Origin of the sequence: Blautia sp. BCRC 81119 (assembly GCF_003184505.1) — a bacterium.
Classification (GTDB): domain Bacteria; phylum Bacillota; class Clostridia; order Lachnospirales; family Lachnospiraceae; genus Blautia_A; species Blautia_A fusiformis.
The window spans coordinates 175385-195892 of record NZ_QJHD01000002.1 but is presented as its reverse complement, the minus strand read 5'-3'; the positions used below and the strand labels follow the sequence as shown (position 1 = coordinate 195892).

Here is a 20508-nt window from a genome sequence, read left to right as displayed (position 1 = left end):
GTTCTTGAGTTCACAGTATTTGTAAAAAAGTATACCATATCTTTGGGTATATATGTAGTTTTTTTATTTCTTTTTACAGTTTGTTTTTTACTATATAAAATACGTAGCTGAGGGCAGGATTACTCCTGCCCCTCTGCATTTTTCAGGAAAATGATACGGGTATGGTATTTTTTATGCTGTCATTATGGGAATATCGATCATATCTGGATTTCTCATTTACAAAAGTCAGCGATGCATTTTTGTTTTGCATTGTCAGAGCAGCCGTACCGGAAGCAATCTTCCGGGGATCTGTACCATATGCAGGTGCAGCGCCTTTTATGATGCGGACATTCTCTGTATTTGCCCATACCTCTTTCAGATAATAGCGTAGTACCGGTTTTTCCCAGACCGTATACTGCCCCAGCGGGATATTCCTGAGAGTGACCGATAATGTTGCATATCCATTTTTATCAGTTTCATAGCTTCCTCTGGTAAAGGTCACATAATCCTCATATCTGTGAGGATTTCCGGATAGATCCGTACCTTCTGCCACAAAGGAAAAGGTTGGATTTCCATGAGCCCAGGTAATATCCTCCTCTTTGATCTTTTTTACGATGGTGATATTTCCCAGCGGAAGTGTTACCGGAGTATTCTCTGCTTTCAGATCCACAGTATCCGTATCTGTATTTGCTTTTTTCTGGAAGATTACCTCCTTTTCATATTTGCCTGTATAGTTCTCCGGATTTTTTGTTTCCACTACTTTGAACCTTCCCTGATTGTCATCTGTGAGCACCAGCTCTTCAGTAGAGTACCATCCGGTTTCTACGTCAAACTTCAGGATACTCTGCCCGCCCAGGTCATCCTGGTAAGTCTGGTTCTCTCTGTTCCACTGAAGCACAGTAAATTCAGCATCTTCCAGAACTTCCCCGGTATAAATGTCTGTTTTTCTCAGTCGGATCACTCCTGTATATTCCTTTTCATTGACAACTTCAAAGGAAAGGCGGGCATCCTTGTCTGTGATATTTACTTCTTCTTCCCAGCTTCCTGTATATCCGGGCGGAGTCTTTGTTTCCATGATCTTATATTTTCCCTCATTATCCGAGGTCTTTAAAAGTTCACCGCTTACATAAAGCTCACTTGAGCTATCATAATTCAGAAGTGTTCCTTTTTCTTTATAGGCTTTTTTGGCTGCGCTGTATTCATAAAGTGTAAACTCCGCACCCTTCAGGACCTCACCGGTCTTCGCATCGATCTTACGAACCTCTATCCTTCGTTTTTCGTTCTGATAGTTCACTGCTTCAAACAGAAATTCCTGCTTTTCTCCCGGCTTTTCCAACGTAAAATTTTTCTGCCAGTTTCCGGTGTAATTGGGTGGAGATTTTGTCTCCCGTACACGGAATTTTCCCTGATTGTCTTCGGTATAATTAAATTTCTCGGAGTTATAGATACGTTTCTGTCCATCATAAGTCAATTTTTTTAAGGTTACATAGCTTTTGCTTTTTTTACTCCACTGATACAGGGTAAATTCAGCTCCTGCCAGTGGATCACCGGTATTTCCATCTTTCTTTCTGATGGATACTATTCCACTGATATCCATGATATCCGTTACGTTGACGGTTGTTGTCTTTCCACCGGTTACTGTAAGATTTTTGATAACGGTGTTCAGCTTGTATCCGGCAGCGGTTTTAGTTTCCTTCACATAATATTTTCCGGGAAGCAGCTTTGAAAAAAGGATCTCTCCACCGGCGTTTGTTGTTCCGGATGAAACCTTCTGATCCTTACTGTACATAGTCCGGTATCCGGAGGTCAGAGCTTCTGCTGCAAACAGTCCGTACTGCGCTCCCTGGATCAGTTTTCCCGTGTTGGGTTCCTTCTTGACCAGCTTTGCATTGCCGTAAACCGATGGCTTTACTGAAAACGAAAGGCTTCCTCTTGTTCCCTGATATACGTAAGCGCCAAAATCCTGTACTCCATCTTTTCCTGCCTGTGCACTTCCGTCAACCAGGATATAGGAAACCGGCTGAAGCAGCATTTTGCAGGAAAACTTCTTTGTAGCAGATGCATTTAACGGAAAGATCAGAAAAAAGTATGCTCCATCCTTCAGGTTCAGGCTTGTTCCCGACATCATTTTGGGATTGGATTTGTGAGAATTATACTCCGCTGCACTTGTCCAGTAGGCAAGCTGCCATTTTTCTGCAGCTCCCCTGGTAATGGTGATCCCATTTCCTGCTTTTGCTCCGTCTGTCACTTTCATAAGAGTACTCATCTGAAATCCGTCCTTCATACTGTCCGGAACAAAGGGAAAACCTGCTGGTCTGCTTCGGAATACACTTAAGGGGATTGTCTTTCCGGATGCTGCCGACCAGGAACCATCTTCGGAAACATAAACAGCTGCCTTGTTTCTTGCAGGGATCGTCAATGTTTGGATCTTATCGATCAGGCGGTTTATCCCTGTATGTTCTACTTCTGCTGCTGTGGCATATCCACAGTCATTAAAGTATACCTTTGACAATGCAATATGCGTGAATACATAACGGTTCTGCCATTTTGACCAGTCTATGTGACTGCAGGAGGGGTCATATCCGGTCCCCAGATCCCCCGGTCCTCCGTAACCAAAGTACAAAAGCTTCTGGATCACAGAATTAGTCAGTGCTTTTACTGCCTCATTCTTCAGCGTCATACTGTCCAGCCCATCCTTGGTCGCTTTCAGGCAATACAGAGGTGAAACCTTCTCCTCTCCTGTATCATCGATATAATGTACAGAACGATACGTACATCCCATACGAGTTTTATTTCCGGGACCAAGAAAATCATTGGCAGCTGTCCAGATCTCATCGCAGTAAACCCTGGTCCAGCTGTCCAGATAATACTGGGACGGGGAAAGTGCTGTAACTGCAAGGGAATCCTCTCCCTCTGAAATCACTTCCGCACTGCCTGCTTCCAGGATCTTCCCCGAAAGTGCTGCAGAAAGGGCAATGATCTCTCCGTTTTCAATCTCCTGGATCAGTTTTTGATCCTCTTCACTTTCTGCTGTGAGGATTTCTGCATTTTCTTCCGTAAAAACGATAAATCCCGGATCTTCCGCCTGCTCCGGTGTTTCTGTCAGGGCTGTATTTTCTTCTTCTGAAGCAGCTTCCGATTCTTCTTCCGGTTCGATCAGCTCATCACTGTCAGTATTTTCAGCATTATCTTCACCTTCTTCAAAAGCTCCCTCCACCGTTTCCTGTTCAGGCAAGGCTGTCGGAACCGGCATCTCAGCCTCCCCAGGCTGAGACGTTACCGGAATATCCGGGGCCTCCTCTTCTTTCTCCGGTTCTGCCTGTTCCTGCTGCGGATCTGCTGATACCGAACTCATATCTGCTGCAGGACTGGCCGAAACCACAAGAGAAGAAGCTGTGATCATCAATGCCATCCATGCACCGATCATTCTTCTTTTCAATTTTTTCGTCCTCCTTTCCATAGCGTCAGACTGCAGGTAAGCAACGCCATACCAGCCATCAGTGCAAACAGGAGCACAGGAGATTCATCTCCGGTCTTCACTGGTGTTGTCCTTACCGAAGAACTGTTATTTCCGGAAGCTCTTTCTGTGGCTTCTTTCCTGTCATTCCGGCGTGGGACGGAACTGGTTTCCAACGTCTCCTGATCCTCCTCCACAGAAAAGATCCATTTCACGTCTGCTGCCCGAAGAGCATATAAATTATCCAGCTCTGCCGGAACCGTAACTTCAAATCTCATGTTTCCTTTTTCTTCACTGGAAAATTCCCCCAGGGACACGGCTTTATTGAGAGACACAGCCAAAAGATCCCCGGAATACAGCTTTTTATGATTCATGGTGATCACCAGCTTCAGCTTTTTCAGAAATTCCTGATCCTTTACCGATTTACATTCCGGTGATGTGCGGAAGAATATCTCTGCAGCATGCTCCGTTGTGTTACTGATCTCTACAGAATCATGAAAAACATCTCCCGGCATTGCCGTTGAAAATCCGGAAAAAAAGTCTTCCGGAGCTGCGATCAGTTTGTGCGCGTTTCCTTCAAACTTCACCTTCAGATCCACCGGACTTTTTTTCTGAACCACAAGACCATCGGTATCGTGGATACATCTTAAGATCTTCTGATTTCCCCAGGGTGACATGGCACGGAAATCCGGTGCAAAATTTGCCGCCTGGACAGCATCTGCCACGATGGTGATCCCCAGCTTCTTATCCTGGTAGGATTCATCCCATTGGGATGGTACAGTCACACCGGTAAAAATATCCACGCTGTCTCCCTGTTCCAGCTTCCTGGTATAATAAAAATACTCTCCCTTCCGGATCCATCTCGGTGACATTCCTGTAAGATTCCTGTCATCCAGACCATCCAAACCTTCCAGATCATCTGTATAAGAGATCTTCACCCTTACCCAGCATGGCTCTGAATGATTGGTGATCCTGGGGATCTTGGATATCTCATCTCCCGGAAGAACGATCCGGCGATCCTGATATTTCATTTCTCTGCCGTCCTTTTTTTCCAGTTCCCTGAGAGAAATATTGATATCTCCCACTGCTATGTGATTGGTCACTGTCACGGAATCTGAAAATCTGGCATAAGCAGCCGTGCACGCCAGGATACTGCCTGCTATAACAGCACCTGCCAGCAGGACTTTAAGGTGTTTCTTCAAGCATTTCCCCTCCTTTCTGCCTGAGCAGAAATCGGATCTGAAAAATACCTCCACGCACTTTCATAATCTGAAAATCCTTCTGCCTGTACAGCTTCCTCATAAACATTGATCTCAAAATCTTTAATGCTGTCCCTGTAAGTATCATCGATCTTCTGGGGATCAATCTGAAATCCTGTACACAGAGGAGCTGTTTTTTCTCCCTCGGATATTTTTTTGCGATAGTAATAATAGCCGTCCTGACTGTTATACACCCAGTTTGCCGTATCAAGACCTGTTAATTTAACGCCTCTGCCGATATCGTCATTGGAGTAGGAAAGGGACATCCTCACATAGCAGTCTGCCTGGAACCCTTTCACACTGCCGGAAAAATTCCCGATCCGGATCTCTTTTCTGTAGGACGGACCATTCTCCATAGGCGTAGGTGTAGGATCCGGAAAATCCTCCTCGATCTCCGTTGTCACATACCCCACAGCAGCAGAATTTATCTTTTTTTCGAAATCTGAAAAATACGCCGCAGTCCCTGCTGCACACAGGAGCCCTGTTGTCAGGAGAAAAAAAGCGGGTCTTTTTAATCTATTCATTTCGTGACACCACCGGCCTGTCCTTTATTCTGATTTACATATTTCTGGTAAGCAGCAGTTGCCTGCTCCAGAACCGTAGTCTTGTCATCACCGGTATTGGTAGCCTGGATCGCATAAGCCCGTACCGGCATATCGATCTGCTGTGTATCCAGCTGACCTTCGATGATATTGGCAAAGGTTACTGTATCAAAAAGAGTTGTTGTCTTTGTTCCCGGTTTCAGGATGTGGTTATATGCATAGGTGTAGACCATATTCTGCCCCACTTCGGTCCGCTCCAGCTGTGTCCAGTCCTTGTTTTTGGTGAAGCTGAACAGCTCTGTTTTTGCAAGCGCATTCCTGGTGCCATCCTTGGCTGCCGTGATCACATTTCGGACCGGAACAGAAACTTCCAGATATACAAATGCTTCATTTACTCCTTTATTTGATACATAGGGGTCCTTTCGGATCACCTGAGTAGGAACCAGATCTGTATTGTCCTCCGGTTTCCAGTTAGGCTCATCCAGGTCGATATCCACTTTTCCCACGGTAAAGCTGTTGGTTGCCGTTTCAAAATCCGTAAGATATGCCGCTGTTCCTCCGGCTGCCAGTGCAGTGATCACAGCAGCAAGTGCGATTCCTTTTACCAGTTTTCTGTTTTTCATCATGATTAAATTCCTCCCTGTATTTTTTTCTTTTTTGGGGTATATGCCAGATCAAAGAGTACTGACAGACATGCCGCAATGCAAACTGCGGCAAAGGGGATCCGGGCTTTCAGAAAATGGATCACGTAGCCCAGATAAGGCAGGTGAAAGACTACCCGCCCGATGATCTGTGACGCCTCTGCGGGAACAGGATCTTCTGTCTTGTTGGCGTCACCTTTTGTGATAAAGATATCCTTTTCTTTTTTTACCACTCTGTGGGTGACAACGGTATCTCCGTTATGAAAAGTAATGATATCTCCCTTTTTCGGAGAAAACTCTCCTTCCTTTGTAAAAACCACAGCTCCGGTTGGAATCTCAGGTTCCATGGAACCGGAATATACCACATAGGGCCGGATCCCGAAAAGTCCGGGAATTAAAAGTACCAATGCTGTCACCAGCATCAGTCCAAGAACCGTGTTGCCGATACATCGAAAAAATATTTTCATTCCTGTATTCTGTTCTATATACGATATTTGATGATCACTTCCCTCTGCAGGGAAAGAAACAGTGTTCGGATATCAGAAAAATTCCGGCGGAGACCTGCTCCACATAAATTGAGCCATAAAAAAGTCCTCCCTGTATAACAGTTAATATGGCAGTTCGCAACATGCTCCCATCACTTAAACTCACAGATTTTGAAGTGGGGACAAGCATGATCAGAATAATAATACAGCAAAAATACTGAATGGAAATTATTCGAGCAGATACGCTCAGATGTGCAGTTCCTCTCATCACATACAGAGGGGATGAATTCCTGCAACATTTGTTAAAAAGGATTTGTTTCAGATGATGTTATTATAGGATTCGCAGCCCCGGAAGTCAATCAAATTCGTCCGACAGGATTCGACACTGGTTTCTCAGCGGGTATGTCTGCCACCCTATATTTCATAAGCTGACAGACCCTGCATCCGCACAACGCCAGATTTTTTTACAGCTGTACCAGAGAGTAAATATATTCCAATGGAAGGAGCAACAGATCACGGATTTCCCGTTCTTCCTCTTCTTTATTTCCGGAATTTACCGGCAATTCGATCCGGAAAGCCGGCTGACGGATCATTTCTCCGTAATACTGTTCCGGCCTGCCTGTGCTCCTTCGCCCGTTCTGCACTTCTCTTTCTATTGCCAGCTGCTCCAGCTTTCCCCTGGTACATTTTTTTAAGTGACGTGCAAGACGGTAGCATCTCTGACCAGTGGAAAAATTCTGATCCCGCCGGTAATAAACCACCTTTTTCCCATATCCACAGAAAACCAGCAGGCCACGTCCTCCGTATTCCTGAAAGATCCGGATCAGCGCCCGTGTCTCATTTTCACTGGCAGGCTGCTGATGGATCTTTTTTCTGCTGCAGAAGGTGGTGGGAAAATTCCGTGCAGTATCCATTCCTCTTGCATTCCCCTCGAATTCATCACAAGGAACATCCTGCATTTTCAGCATCTGACGAAAAATGGGATTTCGCACGGTATTGTAGCCCTTCCGGCAGATCTCATATCCATCCGGATTGACCACCGGTATGATACAAAGCCTGGTCTGATCCAGGAGCTTTTTTACCTCATAAAGCTCGTCCACGGTCCAGTTGCATTCATATATCCTGCAAAGCTCCAGTGCCATCCTGGTAAGCCTGTCCGTCATCTGACCATCCGTTCCGGAAAAGCCGGCCACACAGAAAATACAGGCATCTCCATGTCCGATCTCAAGCATAGGGATCATCCGGTCATCGTGGCTTTTTCCGATCACCCGAAACTGCGTAAAGCCGCTGTAACGCCTGGCAGCCTCCCACAGTGAATAATAAATTGCTTCGTAGGTTTTATCCTGTACTGTATCCATGATGTTCCCTTCCTTCCATCTTTATACATGTTCATTATTATGTATATTATGTGAAAGGGCATAAAAAAAGAACCGGTTTAACACCGATTCCTTTTGTTTACAAAATAATTCAGGATACCGCCGCCGATGATGATCACCAGCGCAACTGCAACCACTCTTTTCGCTGCCTCCTGCGGAAGCTGACCCTTGGAGCCAATAGAAGCCTCATAAAAGGTCAGTGTATAATCAATCTCATGAGGGGCACCCATAGCCAGTGTATCTGCGATCACTTCCATCTTATCGTCCAGCGCAGTTACCGGGACAGTAAAAACAGAATTTCTGCCTTCCTCACTCTCATTGAGATATTTTTCCCCATCTACGATCATGTAATCATAGTTGGAGCTGCTCCACTGGAGCCGTGCATACATCTTCCCCTCTTTTACCAGCATCAGTGTGGGGGAAGAAACGCTGGCCTTTCCGCTTCCGCCTTCCAGCTCCACCTGTATGGAATATTCTCCGTCCTCCAGATCTGTCTTCACTGCGTTCTCTCCATCTGCAGCCAGAACCTGTATAGGGCATAGCAGCAGCATAGTCAGAAGAATCAGCATTATTGTTCTCATCCTGTGTTTCATGGTTCTCTCTCCGTTTTCTGTTTTTCCTTCGTATCACTATAGCACAACGCTCCTTTTCTGTAAAGAACATCTCAGAGTTGTTGAAATGTCTCTTCTTTTCCAGTATAATAGAGTGAAATTTGCATACAAACGAAAGGAAATGAACAGAGATGATCGAAACAAAAAATCTCACAAAAAAATTCGACAGTTTTACGGCTGTGGATTCTCTGGATCTTCGCATAGAAACCGGCGAATTTTTTGGTCTGCTGGGGCCCAACGGTGCCGGAAAGACTACCACGATCAGTCTGCTTTCCACTCTGCTCCTGCCCACAGAGGGCGAAATCCTCATTGACGGGCAGACACTTGGACGCAACCGACCGGATCTGAAACGCAAGATCAGCGTGATCACTCAGGAATACTCCATGCGCCAGGATATGAACATGGATGAGATCATGGAATATCAGGGCCGTCTTTATTTCATGCCACGAAAAGAGATCAAACGGAAAACCGAAGAGCTTCTGGATTTCTGTGGACTTCTTCCCTTCCGTAAGCGGACTGTAAGGAAGCTTTCCGGTGGTATGAAACGAAAGCTTATGGTATGCCGGGCACTTCTCACAAGTCCGGAAATCCTTCTTCTGGACGAGCCCACCGCAGGCATGGACGCGCTTTCCAGACGACAGATGTGGAATCTTCTCCGTCAGCTGAACGGAAAAAACCTGACTATTCTTCTTACAACCCACTATATGGAAGAGGCACAGTCTCTCTGCAACCAGGTAGCACTTATGGATCATGGAAAGCTGGAGGAGATCAATACTCCGTCAGGCCTGATCGACAGCCTGGGCAAATACACCGTAGATCAGGAAACACCGGAAGGGGCAAAAAGCCACTACTTCCACAGCCGGGAAGAGGCCATCTCTTTTCTGTCCTCTCTGGACGGACAGTGCACCCTTCGTGAAACAACTCTGGAGGATGTTTTTGTGGAGCGCGCAGGCAGGCATCTGATGCAGCGATAAGCCGGCGTCAGCCACAGTTATCTTATAATTTAACAGAATGGACGATGAATTATCATGGGAATACTTACTATTTTATGGGAAAAATGGGTGGAATTCCGAAGGGATTTCTATAAGATCACGCTGGCAGCTATGATCGCGCCACTGATGTATCTGATCGTTTTTGGAATGGGGATACAGACCTCCTCACATGGGGAGCCTTATCTGAATTTCCTGATCCCTGGTGTGGTTTCACTGACTACAATGAACGGAAGCTTTAATGCCATCGCACAGAATCTGAATGTGCAGCGTCTTTATGAGAAAGCCTTTGACCAGGTTATGATATCTCCGACACCTCTGTGGCAGTTTATTGCCGGACAGATCATCGGAGGCAGTCTCCGTGGGCTTTATGCAGGAGGGATCATTCTTCTTCTGACTATGCCGATCGGAACCGGTCTTGTATTCAACGGATGGTCATTACTGGTGATGTTCCTCAACGGTGCTGTATTTTCTGCCATCGGTGTTGTGGTTTCTTTCCTTGCAAAAAACCATGCGGATGTACCTCGTTTTTCCAACTATATCATTATGCCAATGGCTTTTTTGTGCAACACCTTCTTCTCTACAGAGAAGATCCCAGGCTTTCTTGGGAATTTTGTAGCTGCTCTTCCACTGTCACAGACCAGTCATCTGATTCGTACCATTGCTTCCGGCGGTGGAGTCAATTACCTCAGTATCCTGATCCTGACGGTCTATCTTATTGCATTCAGTATTGCAGCTTCCTGGTTTATCTATAAGAAAAAAAATCTGTAAATTTATCCTTACAAAAAAATCACCGGCTCTCCTGTTCTTTCGGAAAACCGGTGATTTTTTTATTTCTTATGCTACTTTGGCTATTGTGCGTTTAAATATCTTTTTTTCTTCTTCTCACGATCACATATCCACCTGCAAGAAGTGATGCCACTGCCAGTGCGGACATGGTTCCGACCGGTGAGTTATCAGCTGTTGATACTGCGTTTCTGGATCTGGTTCCGTTGCCTCCGTTGGAGGATGTTGCGGATGCCTCTCCTGTTATGGTTGCGTTCGGATCAGAGCCTGTCTGACCGCCGCCATATGAACCATCTGCTCCCGGAGTTCCGGTAGGTGTCAGTTTTGCAGATTTAAACTGATATACCGCAGATTCAATAGTATCTGTCTGCTGCCACTGACCACCGGTGTAGACGTATTTCTGGAAGAATACATACAGGTTGTATGTAGCGTCTTTGTTGATTCCCTTGGCGGAACCAATCTTCCATGCTGTATGCATCTGGCTTTGGGTTGGGTTTGCAGCTGTACTCCAGTAAACCGGAACCCACTTCACATCACCCTCATTTGGATCCTGGTTGGTTGTTCCTGCACCGATCACAGTAAATTCATAGAACTGATTCGGATAGAACTGAATTGCCTTGTCCAGTCCCTGTACTATGCTCTCTTTTACATCCGGGATGAATGCATTCGGTGTGTTAGTCGGAGTTGGATCTGCAACTTTCGGTCTGGAATCTTCTTTAAATGCTATTTTCAATGGATTCGTCAAAACACCATTCTTATCTTTGATCTGGATATAAAGATCAATTGGATTGTCAGAGTCTAAATCCTCAAGACCGATATTAAATTTCTTATCAGCAGTAAACGTTGTCTGTTTTCCGGTAGATGTAAGATCTTTCGGAGTGGCGGACGTACCATTACTGTTACGAGAAACCCATTTATAATAACAGGTACCGCTCTTATTCGAAATAAGAGTAACATTCGCAGATGTATGGTTGATCCATGAAAATCCAACCCATCTGACATTTGCCGGACGCTTAGCTTCATCCAATGCAATCTTCTTTGGTGTACTTACAGTTCCATCAGTTCCTTTGATGCTCACATAAACATCAATTGCATTGTTTGCATCCAAATCTTTCAAACTGATCGTGAAATCCTTATTTGCAGAAACATCTTTTCCCTTGCTCATTTTATCAGCTGACGGAGCTTTGGAACCACGTTTTACACATTCATAATAGTACACACCTGCTTTATCAGAACGCATAGTTACAGTAGCAGATGTATGACCTTTCCATTTATAACTTACGTTGGAAATCTTCGCAGGTGTTACTTTCAAAGTAACATCTGCAATCTTGGTCACTGCTGTCTTTGATCCATCTTTCGCTACTACCTGCACATAGAGATCAATCGCATCACCTTTCAGGTTTTTCAGATCAATCTTAAAATCTTTGTTTTCAGTGATCTCAATCTTGCTGTCTTTAGTTGTGCTAATGGAAGGTTTATCCGCTCCCTTTGCCACCCATTTATAATAGCATGTACCACTCTTATCGGACTGAAGAACTACTTCTGCAGTTGTTGCAGTTTTACTTTCTGCGCTGATTTTTGTAACCTTTGGTGCTGCCGGTTTCGGATCGTCTGGCTTCTGTGGCTGTGTTACATCAATCGTCTGTTTTTCAGCTTCACCGACAGATCCGTCATCTGCTATTACCCATACATAAAGATCAATGGACGTGTCTTTAACCTCAGTAAGATTCAGAGAAACTGCTTTTTCGGCTTCAACTTTTTCACCTTTGATAGCTCCACCAATGGTCGGAGCTTCGGTATTTTTTGCCACACATTTATAGTAATATGTACCGGCCTTGTCAGATTTAATACTTGCAGTAACCGTATTTGCTTTTTCACTCTTAGCAGTAACGGTAACGACTGGTCTGTTGGAAACAAGCTGACCATTCTCTGGATTAACTTTATAATTAACATCTTCATATTTTCCAGCCAGTACACGGAGTGCCTGTGGATAATCTTCATTACGACAGTCCTCACCCTTTACAATTACCGCAGATGAATTCCGCAGCCTCTCTTCAGCATTTTCCACAGAAAATCCAATCTGAGGATCTGCTATAGCACTGTTTACAGCAAGCTGGCCTTCTCCAGCAAGAATAATATTGGCAGGTGTTGTTCCATCCGCTTTTGTGTTATTAGTAATAACCGGTTCTGTTTCTGCTGTATTTTCAATTTTCTCAATAAAAACTTTTCCTGTACTATAGACAGCACCTTTATCTGAACTGTTATTCTCAATCGTACCGCCTGAAATATGAACGATTCCACCTTCGTTAAAAATAGCTGCAGCTGTTGTATCTGCTGTTGTTGCATCTGCTACGACCTTATTGTTAGTAAGCGTGATACCTGTTGACATTGAAAATTTTGCGCCACTGGCTACATGGATCAAAGATCCTGCTGCCGGTACACCATTGACAGAGCCACCATCAACAACAAGTGTGCTGTCGCTATTGTCAAGCATATAAAGTACACCGCTTACGTCAAACAGATTACCCGTAAAGCCGGCTGCACGCTGTATCATGGATGTATCGTCTTTTCCAACGATCAAAACACCTTTATTTGCCGGAATCGTTACGGGTGCTGTAATCTGAACTGTTCCACTGATAACGATCGTCGTAAGATTGTCTTTATTAACATTATTAATGTCAATGTCAGAAGCTGCCGCAATAGCTGCAACTAATCCAGCTTCATCGGTTACTGTTGTTCCTGTTACTGTTTCCGTCTGCTCCTGCTGCGCCTCTTCTGCCTGGGCCTCTGCTTCCGCCTGGGCCTGAGCTACTGCCTGGGCCTCTGCTTCTGCCTGAGCCTGAGCTGCTGCCTGGGCCTCTGCTTCTGCCTGGGCCTGGGCTGCTGCCTGAGCTTCTGCTTCCGCCTGGGCCTGAGCTGCTGCCTGGGCTTCTGCTGCTGCCTGGGCGTCGGCTTCACTCTGGGACTGGTCATCCACAGCTGCTCCATCATCTGGTGTTTCTGTATTCTCGTCTGCAGTCGGTGCTTCTGCCTCTGTTACCGCTCCGGTATCTTCAGCGGCAAACGCTGCGGCAGGTGCCATTCCAACAGTCATGGAACCTGCAAGCAGGACTGCAAAAAGCTGCTTTTTTTTCATTTATAAGTCCTCCTGTTATGAGTTAGTCTTTTTAAATCCAATTACAAAAAAGTATAGCACAACACTTCAAAAAAGTAAAGCGGACCGAAAAACCCGCTTTACTTTATTTGTGTTACGGACGTACCTGTCCATTACCATAAATGATATACTTGGTGGTGGTCAGTGCAAGGAGTCCCATTGGGCCTCTTGCATGGAGCTTCTGGGTACTGATCCCGATCTCCGCACCGAATCCAAACTCATTTCCATCGGTGAATCTGGTAGAAGCGTTCACATAAACTGCTGCTGCATCTACCTCATCCAGGAATTTCTGGGCATGGGTATAATCATTGGTAATGATAGCCTCCGAATGCTTTGTATTATATTTATTGATATGTGCAATGGCTTCCTCCACGGAATCCACTACCTTTACAGAAAGGATATAGTCAAGATATTCAGTTCCCCAGTCCTCTTCTGTTGCAGGAACTGCTCCCGGCATCAGAGCCTTTGCCGCTTCATCTGCGCGAACCTCCACATGCTTCTCCTTAAGGCGTCCGGCCAGTACCGGCAGGAAATCATCCTTCACCTTGCGGTTTACAAGAAGGGACTCGCATGCATTGCATACTCCCACACGCTGGGTCTTTGCATTGATCACAATATCCGCTGCCATCTGAAGATCTGCAGTCTCGTCCACATAGATATGACAGTTTCCGGTTCCGGTCTCGATGACAGGGATCGTACTCTGGTTTACCACTGCTTTGATCAGTCCTCTTCCGCCACGTGGGATCAGTACATCCACATACCGGTTCAGCTTCATAAATTCCGCAGCTGTTTCTCTGGAGGTATCCTGGATCAGCTGGATGGCATCTTCGGTAATGCCGCAGGCTTTCAATGCCTCACGGATACAGTTGACAATGGCAGTATTGGAATGGATCGCGTCGCTCCCACCCTTCAGGATCACAACATTTCCGGTTTTGAAGCAGAGGCCGAATGCATCTGAGGTAACATTGGGACGTGCTTCGTAAATGATGCCGATCACACCTAAAGGAACACGTTTCTGTCCGATCAGAAGCCCGTTGGGACGTTTTTTCATACCTGTAACTTCCCCGATGGGATCTTCAAGACCGGTAAGCTGACGAAGTCCGTCTGCCATTCCTTCGATCCGCTCCGGTGTCAGCATCAGACGGTCGATCAGTCCTTCCGGCATCTGATTCTTTTTGCCGTTTTCCACATCCAGGGCATTGGCCCTCAGGATCTCATCCGTATGAGCGACAAGAGCCCTTGCCACAGCTTCCAGGGTTTTATTTTTGTCATTTGTGGAAAGATTTCGAAGGACTGTCTCCGCGTCTTTCGCATTCTGTCCCAATTTTTCAAGCATTTCATTCATTTCCAAATATTCCTGCCTTTCTTTCTGTCTTTACAGCAATATCTTACTGTGCATCGCGGTATATATTCTCTTCCGTCACAATGACCTGCGGACGGATATCCGTAGGCTCTGTTGGAACCTCCGGAAGGATCTGGAAGGAAAATCCTACTGCAACGCGGCAGACCTCCGGATGCTTTTCCAGAAAGCGGTCATAAAAACCGCCGCCATAGCCTACCCGGTTGCAGTTCACGTCAAAAGCCACCCCGGGCATGACCATCATGGCTTCTTCCCAGAAAACCTTTTCTCCGTCTTCCTTTGGCTCCGGGATCCCGAAATAGCCGGATTCCAACTGACTGAAATCGGTCAGTCTGTAAAATACCATATCCTTCCCGAAAACCTTTGGCACTGCCACTTCCTTACCGTCTTTCCAGGCCTGTTCGATAATATAGCGCGTGATCACTTCATGGTTATAATCTGCGTATGCCATGATCCGTTCTGCATTCCGGTATTCCGGAAGCTCTGTCAGGGTCTCTGTGATCCGGAGACTGTTTTCCCGGATCCAGGCATCGGTATGTTCTTTTCTGGCTTTGAAGATCTTTTTTCTAATTTCCTTTTTTTCTTCCATATTTTTCTCCAAGATTGGTGATGCTGCCATCCTTTTCTTTGATATCGATGTTATTCAGATGCGCACGGAGATTCCCCTTCACTGCATCCAGATATTCTCTCCGAAGCTTCGCCTGCTCCACCTTTTCTTCCTCGGTAAGACCTACACTTTTCTGTTTATGTGCCAGTGCGTTGATCCTGTCGATCTTGATATTATCCATCATAATGTTATTCTCCTTAAAGCAGTTTTTCGATATAATCAATGAGGAAGAATTCTTCCTTCTTGTTTCCTACAAATAATGTTCCGCAGCTCCTGCCTTCCACGATCCTGTGGATGTTGTGGAAGTCATTTCCGTTGGCAATGACCATGTCCGCTCCTGCCGCAGTGGCGATGATCGCAGCGGTAAGCTTGGTCGCCATTCCGCCGGTACCCACATTGCTTCCTGTGGAGGATTTGCCAAGCTTACGCATATTGTCATCCATGTTTTCTACAATATCGATAAACTGTGCATCCGGATTGGAATTGGGATCGTCTGTAAAAAGACCGTCAATATCGGACATGAGGATCAGAAGATCCGCATCGATCAGTGCAGCAACCACGGAGGAAAGGGTATCGTTGTCTCCGAATTTTACCAGGTTCTGGAATTCGTAGGAGGATACCGAGTCGTTCTCATTTACAATGGGGATCACCTTTTCTGCCAGAAGCTGCTGGAAGGTATTCTGGGCATTCCTGCGGTTGGTGTTGTTGACCATGGTATTCTTGGTCATCAGGATCTGTGCCACCATCTGATTGTATTCCCCGAAAAGCTTCTGATAAATGGTCATCAGCCTGGCCTGTCCCACAGCTGCACAGGCCTGTTTTTTCTCAAGCTCTGCCGGCTTTCCCTTCATACCCAGTGCAGCTGCACCTACCGCAATGGCTCCGGAGGATACCAGCACTACGTCTTTCCCCTGGTTATGAAGGTCGCTGAGCTCTCGGGCCAGGATCTCCAGCTTATGAAAATCCAGTCTTCCTGTTTCTGCGTGGATCAGTGATGATGATCCGATCTTGATAACAATGCGTTTCTTGTCTTTCAGTCGTTCCCTGTAATTTGCGTTCATGTTTTCTGTTTCTCCTGATACCTGTATATTAGTCTTACTGATAAGTAACGGAATCGATCCTGTCATTCTGTACGATCTCCACCCAGGTAGTACCCGGATTCAGGCGGATCTCCTGTTCATTTCCGTCGTAATAATGCGTGATCCCCCATGGAGAATCCTTCTCCCAGCGGATATCAATGGCTTTGCCTCTGGTAATAAACTTGCCCTCCCCGCCGGAAATGGCATCAATATTCAGATAGCCGTTTCCATCGTAAGCCGGGCAGGATGAATACTGAAGGATGATATTATCGCAGGTAAGCTGTTCATTATCCAGCTGATCCACATGTTCCCTGCCAAACTGGAATCTCTTATATTCCTTTGTCTCTTCATCGTATTCATACCACGGATGATTATCAGTAAAATTATCTAGCTTCACAAGGCTGGCTGTGATCCCATCCGGTACGGTCTCTGTACCATCTTCCGTAAAAAGATAATGTCCGGTATATTCTTCTTTATATTCCTGGCTGTATCCCATAGCATCTATGCCTGCCTGAAGGTGGCTGGCATCTGTATAGGCATTGTGAGGTGCCTTCCTGTCTGTTGTACGGAAAAAAGCAAGCTTGCCGATCTGGATCCCGTTAAGGTTATCGATCACATGCTGCTCCAGATAAGGCAGTGCATATGCAGCCTGTCCGTAGTGGGCATAGATCGCATTAAATTCGTTGGCGTAAAAGAGATAATAGTCACGGCAGCTGCGAACGGAACCGATCCGTTCCAGCTCATCATAATCTTCGAGAATGCCCATAAGACGGGTAATATTACCTTCCACCGGCGCTTCGTAGACAACACCGGCATGTCCGATACCACTCTGCGGAGCTCCGACACTGTTGTTGCCCATCATCACGGCAACCGGTCTCCTACGTCCAATGCTCTCCGGAACATTTTCGCCGGTGAGATAACTCTTTACCTGGGTTTCTTCCTGTTTCTCCTCATTGGGGACAAAGCCTACCAGATCCTGCCCGGCTCCAAAAGCGGGAACAGTCTGGGCAATGCAGATGCATGCAGCTGTGATACCTGCCAGAATACCTGTCTTTTTCATTCTCATATATTACCTCCTTTTCTTAAAGCGGAAGAGCTTTCCGCTTAGCTTTTCTGTGGGACAGCACGTGATCATTCGCTGTACTAGCGGTTGATCCCCAGTTCCTTCAGTGCTGCTGCCTGCTTGGCTTCCATGACCTTTGCCTCATCCTCTGTCATATGATCATAGCCCAGAAGATGCAGCATACTATGTGCCACCAGGAAACAGAATTCCCTCGTCACACTATGTCCGTATTCCTCTGCCTGGGCAAAAACCTTAGGCACGGAGATCATGATATCTCCAAGAAGGAGTTCATCACTGTCCAGATCAAAGTAGGACTCATCCTCTTCCACAACGGAATAATCCGCCGGTGTCTCAAAGGGGATCATAGGAAATGACAGCACATCTGTAGGAGCCTGGATGTTCCGGAATTCCGTATTTACCCTCTTGATCTCCTCGTTATCTGTCAGAACAAGATTGACCTGTCCGTCATAGGGGCATTTCTCCATTTCAAGAACCTTGTCCGCAACCTGGGATGCAAGGGCAGCATAGTCGATACCTAACTCCTGATCTGTCTCATATTCGATATTTATGGTCATCTTCTGTACTCCTTATTTTTCACAGCATACCTGTCATCCTTCCTGGATTTGGCAGGCTTCTGTTTTTTTTCATAATCGTCATAGGCCTGCACGATCTGCTGTACAAGTGGATGACGTACAACATCCTTGCTGGTCAGCTGACAGAATCCGATGTCATCGATCTTCTTCAGCACCTTCATCGCCACATCCAGACCGGACGTGGCGTCCCTGGGAAGGTCCTTCTGGGATGCATCGCCTGTGATGATCACCTTGGAACCGAAGCCGATCCTGGTCAGGAACATCTTCATCTGGGCAGGTGTGGTATTCTGCGCCTCATCCAGGATGATAAAGGCATTATCCAGTGTACGCCCTCTCATATAGGCAAGAGGGGCAACCTCGATGAGCCCCTTCTCCATGTTTTTGGCAAAGCTGTCTGCCCCCATGATCTGATACAGTGCGTCATAAAGAGGACGCAGATAGGGATCGACCTTGCTCTGGAGATCGCCAGGAAGGAATCCCAGCTTCTCGCCTGCCTCAATGGCCGGTCTGGTAAGAATGATCCTGGAAACCTCCTCATTGCGAAAAGCAGTTACTGCCATAGCCATGGCAAGATAGGTTTTGCCGGTTCCGGCAGGTCCCACGCCGAACACGATCATCTTCTTACGGATCTGTTCCACATAATCCTTCTGTCCGAGAGTCTTGGGCTTGATGGGTCTGCCCTGTATGGTATTACAGATAAAATCCTTGTCGATCTCCTCCATCACGGAGCCGATCTTCTCCATGGCAAGGGAAAGTGCGTAATTCACATTCTGCTGTGTGATGGTATTGCCTCTGCCCGCAAGTGTGTTCAATTCCTCCACGATCGCCCTGGCCTGTGTGGCTCCCTCCTGGCTTCCCAGGATCTTAAGAGAACCGTCACGGAAGATCATGGTTACGTTCAGAGTACGTTCGATCAGCTTCAGATGCTCGTCAAACTGTCCGAAAATATTCGCCTGGCGGTCTGCCGGCACATCCACATATAATTCGATAATGCTGCTAGCCATCCTCTGGTGTCCTTTCTTTTGGCTGCGTCTTTTTTTCTGTGGGGGCTTCTCTTCCGGTCCGTTCAATGACGGTAAGAGTGCCTCTGCTGACGCAGTCCTGGTGATTTATTTCTATTTTAACATTATTTTCAGATATTTGAACCCCTTTTTCTATTAATTTTTCTTCATAGGCATAAAGCCTTTGTATAGCCTGTTTTTTTGCGGCATCCTCTGTCAGCTGCTTTTTCTGTACTTCGTACTTCCCGATCGCAGCGATCCCCAGGGTAACAGGAGAACGAAAAATCCCGATACTGAAAAGAGGTTCCCGGCTGACGAGGCGTTCCTCATTTTCTTTCAAAGGAGAGGAAAAGTCCAGAAACCAGTTTTCCAGCTGAAAAAAAAACCTTGTTTTCTTTTTATCGGACCACACCTTTTTCTCCATGTCCAACGGAAAGGTATCGTAATAGGCAATGGTATGTCGGATGTAAATATCCGCATCTGCCTGAACATATGCATAGCGGATAACCTCCTGACTGTCATCGGTGATGTCCACGATCCCGGAAACCAGTTCCTGGCCTTTTTTTATTTCATCCCCGACCCTGACAAGAGGAGTTCCCTGCCGTGTGACCATGGAATCGATCACTCCGTCCAGAGTTGAAAACAGACTGCAGGATTTATCTTCCGGCTCTGCTTTTTCTCCGACAGTTCCCTCCCGGATCTCAAAACGCAGGCCCGTTCCCGAAAATCCGGCAGACACCCAGGTGATCTCCGGAAATTCTCTTCGCAGAGAAGCTGCAAGTGCACTGCAGCTGATCTTCTTTCTGGGCATTCCGAAATGGATTCCCTGCTCTTTCAAAAATCCCATCAGCTGGGGTGTGGGATTTAGAATATTTCCCCGGATCTCAACGTTCCACACTCTTCCTGACAGAAAAAAAAGAAGGCAGAAAACTGCCAGAAACCCTGCAGGGATCATTTTTCTTCTTTTACAGAAAAGCAGAAAAAACAAAGGCCCTCTTTTTTTCAGGATGTGGATATGTACCCCTGTTTTTCTCCGCAGTGGCGAGATCTGCAGAAAATCCGCTACCTTCATGGTCAGCTGAAGCTCTGTCTCACCGGTACGGATAATCCTTTTCAGATCCATTTCCCTGCCTCTGCAAAGGTTCACAAACCGCTGACACTGCTGCCCCTTAACAGAAACCCGCACAAAACCTGGGGCCATTACTTATTCCCCTCCTCCAGCGTAATGTTTTCGATCTGCCCGCGGATACATAGTTCAAGGGTTGTGTAACAGGGGATCACAAGGTTTTTCCCACGGATCACAAGTCTGCCGGAAGGTGTCAGTATCAGGATCTCCTCTCTTGTATAGCTCTGGATATTCCGGTAATTTTCGATCACTGCCCGGCGTTTTCCCGTAAGTATCACCTGCACCTCCCGAAATGCCGGTTCCCCGGGAAGCTCCAGAAAAGCTGACATTTTTCTCATAAAAAAATCCTCCGGCTTTTATCATTAATCTATGCCGGAGGATTTCTTCTTATGTATCTTTC

At 46.2% G+C, this 20508-nt stretch carries 19 protein-coding genes; 2 read left to right on the top strand and 17 right to left on the bottom strand.

Annotation, left to right across the window (positions count from 1 at the left end; genetic code table 11):
• Positions 1-142 precede the first annotated feature (142 nt).
• The 7 genes from DMI82_RS01955 to DMI82_RS01925 all read right to left on the bottom strand — a co-directional run bounded on the left by DMI82_RS01955 (position 143) and on the right by DMI82_RS01925 (position 8332).
• Positions 143-3418, bottom strand: a complete 3276-nt coding sequence (locus DMI82_RS01955; RefSeq protein ID WP_110102302.1) for a SpaA isopeptide-forming pilin-related protein — start codon at positions 3416-3418, stop codon at positions 143-145.
• Positions 3415-4638: a hypothetical protein gene (locus DMI82_RS01950; protein WP_110102300.1), complete on the bottom strand. Its 1224-nt coding sequence runs from the start codon at positions 4636-4638 to the stop codon at positions 3415-3417. Before DMI82_RS01950 ends, DMI82_RS01955 begins: the two co-directional genes overlap by 4 nt.
• On the bottom strand, positions 4635-5219 hold the full coding sequence (locus DMI82_RS01945) for a hypothetical protein (protein WP_110102298.1): 585 nt from the start codon (positions 5217-5219) through the stop codon (positions 4635-4637). Before DMI82_RS01945 ends, DMI82_RS01950 begins: the two co-directional genes overlap by 4 nt.
• Positions 5216-5863 (bottom strand): TasA family protein, encoded by a 648-nt coding sequence (locus DMI82_RS01940; RefSeq protein ID WP_110102296.1) that lies wholly within the window; start codon positions 5861-5863, stop codon positions 5216-5218. The genes DMI82_RS01945 and DMI82_RS01940 overlap by 4 nt, the downstream gene beginning before the upstream one ends.
• 2 nt (positions 5864-5865) lie before the next feature.
• A complete protein-coding gene (locus DMI82_RS01935; RefSeq protein ID WP_110102294.1) occupies positions 5866-6345 on the bottom strand; it encodes a signal peptidase I in 480 nt (159 codons plus the stop codon).
• A gap of 482 nt (positions 6346-6827) precedes the next feature.
• Positions 6828-7721: a M14 family zinc carboxypeptidase gene (locus DMI82_RS01930; RefSeq protein ID WP_110102293.1), complete on the bottom strand. Its 894-nt coding sequence runs from the start codon at positions 7719-7721 to the stop codon at positions 6828-6830.
• Positions 7722-7798: 77 nt separating this feature from the next.
• A complete protein-coding gene (locus DMI82_RS01925; RefSeq protein WP_227752256.1) occupies positions 7799-8332 on the bottom strand; it encodes a hypothetical protein in 534 nt (177 codons plus the stop codon).
• A 149-nt stretch (positions 8333-8481) separates the two neighbouring features.
• On the opposite strand from DMI82_RS01925, the gene DMI82_RS01920 reads away from it, so the two are divergent.
• Positions 8482-9324: an ABC transporter ATP-binding protein gene (locus DMI82_RS01920; RefSeq protein ID WP_110102291.1), complete on the top strand. Its 843-nt coding sequence runs from the start codon at positions 8482-8484 to the stop codon at positions 9322-9324.
• 54 nt (positions 9325-9378) lie between these two features.
• Positions 9379-10110, top strand: coding sequence for an ABC transporter permease (locus DMI82_RS01915; protein ID WP_110102289.1), 732 nt, complete (start codon positions 9379-9381; stop codon positions 10108-10110).
• 91 nt (positions 10111-10201) lie between these two features.
• On the opposite strand, the gene DMI82_RS20005 is transcribed toward DMI82_RS01915, so the two are convergent.
• The 10 genes from DMI82_RS20005 to DMI82_RS01865 form a co-directional block, all read right to left on the bottom strand.
• Positions 10202-13261 (bottom strand): hypothetical protein, encoded by a 3060-nt coding sequence (locus DMI82_RS20005; protein WP_199579956.1) that lies wholly within the window; start codon positions 13259-13261, stop codon positions 10202-10204.
• Positions 13262-13373: 112 nt separating this feature from the next.
• Complete coding sequence (locus DMI82_RS01905) at positions 13374-14624, bottom strand: glutamate-5-semialdehyde dehydrogenase (protein ID WP_110102287.1); 1251 nt, start codon at positions 14622-14624, stop codon at positions 13374-13376.
• 43 nt (positions 14625-14667) lie between these two features.
• Positions 14668-15228: a 5-formyltetrahydrofolate cyclo-ligase gene (locus DMI82_RS01900; protein ID WP_110102286.1), complete on the bottom strand. Its 561-nt coding sequence runs from the start codon at positions 15226-15228 to the stop codon at positions 14668-14670.
• Positions 15206-15427, bottom strand: coding sequence for a DUF896 domain-containing protein (locus DMI82_RS01895; protein WP_044960849.1), 222 nt, complete (start codon positions 15425-15427; stop codon positions 15206-15208). The genes DMI82_RS01900 and DMI82_RS01895 overlap by 23 nt, the downstream gene beginning before the upstream one ends.
• Before the next feature lie 16 nt (positions 15428-15443).
• Positions 15444-16307, bottom strand: coding sequence for a glutamate 5-kinase (gene proB / locus DMI82_RS01890; protein WP_110102340.1), 864 nt, complete (start codon positions 16305-16307; stop codon positions 15444-15446).
• Between the two features lie 34 nt (positions 16308-16341).
• Positions 16342-17391 (bottom strand): DUF3048 domain-containing protein, encoded by a 1050-nt coding sequence (locus DMI82_RS01885; RefSeq protein WP_242981794.1) that lies wholly within the window; start codon positions 17389-17391, stop codon positions 16342-16344.
• Positions 17392-17468: 77 nt separating this feature from the next.
• Positions 17469-17963: an rRNA maturation RNase YbeY gene (ybeY, locus tag DMI82_RS01880; protein WP_015524845.1), complete on the bottom strand. Its 495-nt coding sequence runs from the start codon at positions 17961-17963 to the stop codon at positions 17469-17471.
• Positions 17960-18985, bottom strand: a complete 1026-nt coding sequence (locus DMI82_RS01875; RefSeq protein ID WP_022426778.1) for a PhoH family protein — start codon at positions 18983-18985, stop codon at positions 17960-17962. The genes ybeY and DMI82_RS01875 overlap by 4 nt, the downstream gene beginning before the upstream one ends.
• Complete coding sequence (locus DMI82_RS01870; RefSeq protein WP_110102284.1) at positions 18978-20183, bottom strand: sporulation protein YqfD; 1206 nt, start codon at positions 20181-20183, stop codon at positions 18978-18980. Before DMI82_RS01870 ends, DMI82_RS01875 begins: the two co-directional genes overlap by 8 nt.
• Positions 20183-20446 carry a YabP/YqfC family sporulation protein gene (locus tag DMI82_RS01865; RefSeq protein WP_110102282.1) on the bottom strand — a complete coding sequence of 88 codons (264 nt, stop codon included), beginning with the start codon at positions 20444-20446 and terminating at the stop codon, positions 20183-20185. Before DMI82_RS01865 ends, DMI82_RS01870 begins: the two co-directional genes overlap by 1 nt.
• Between the last annotated feature and the right edge of the window lie 62 nt (positions 20447-20508).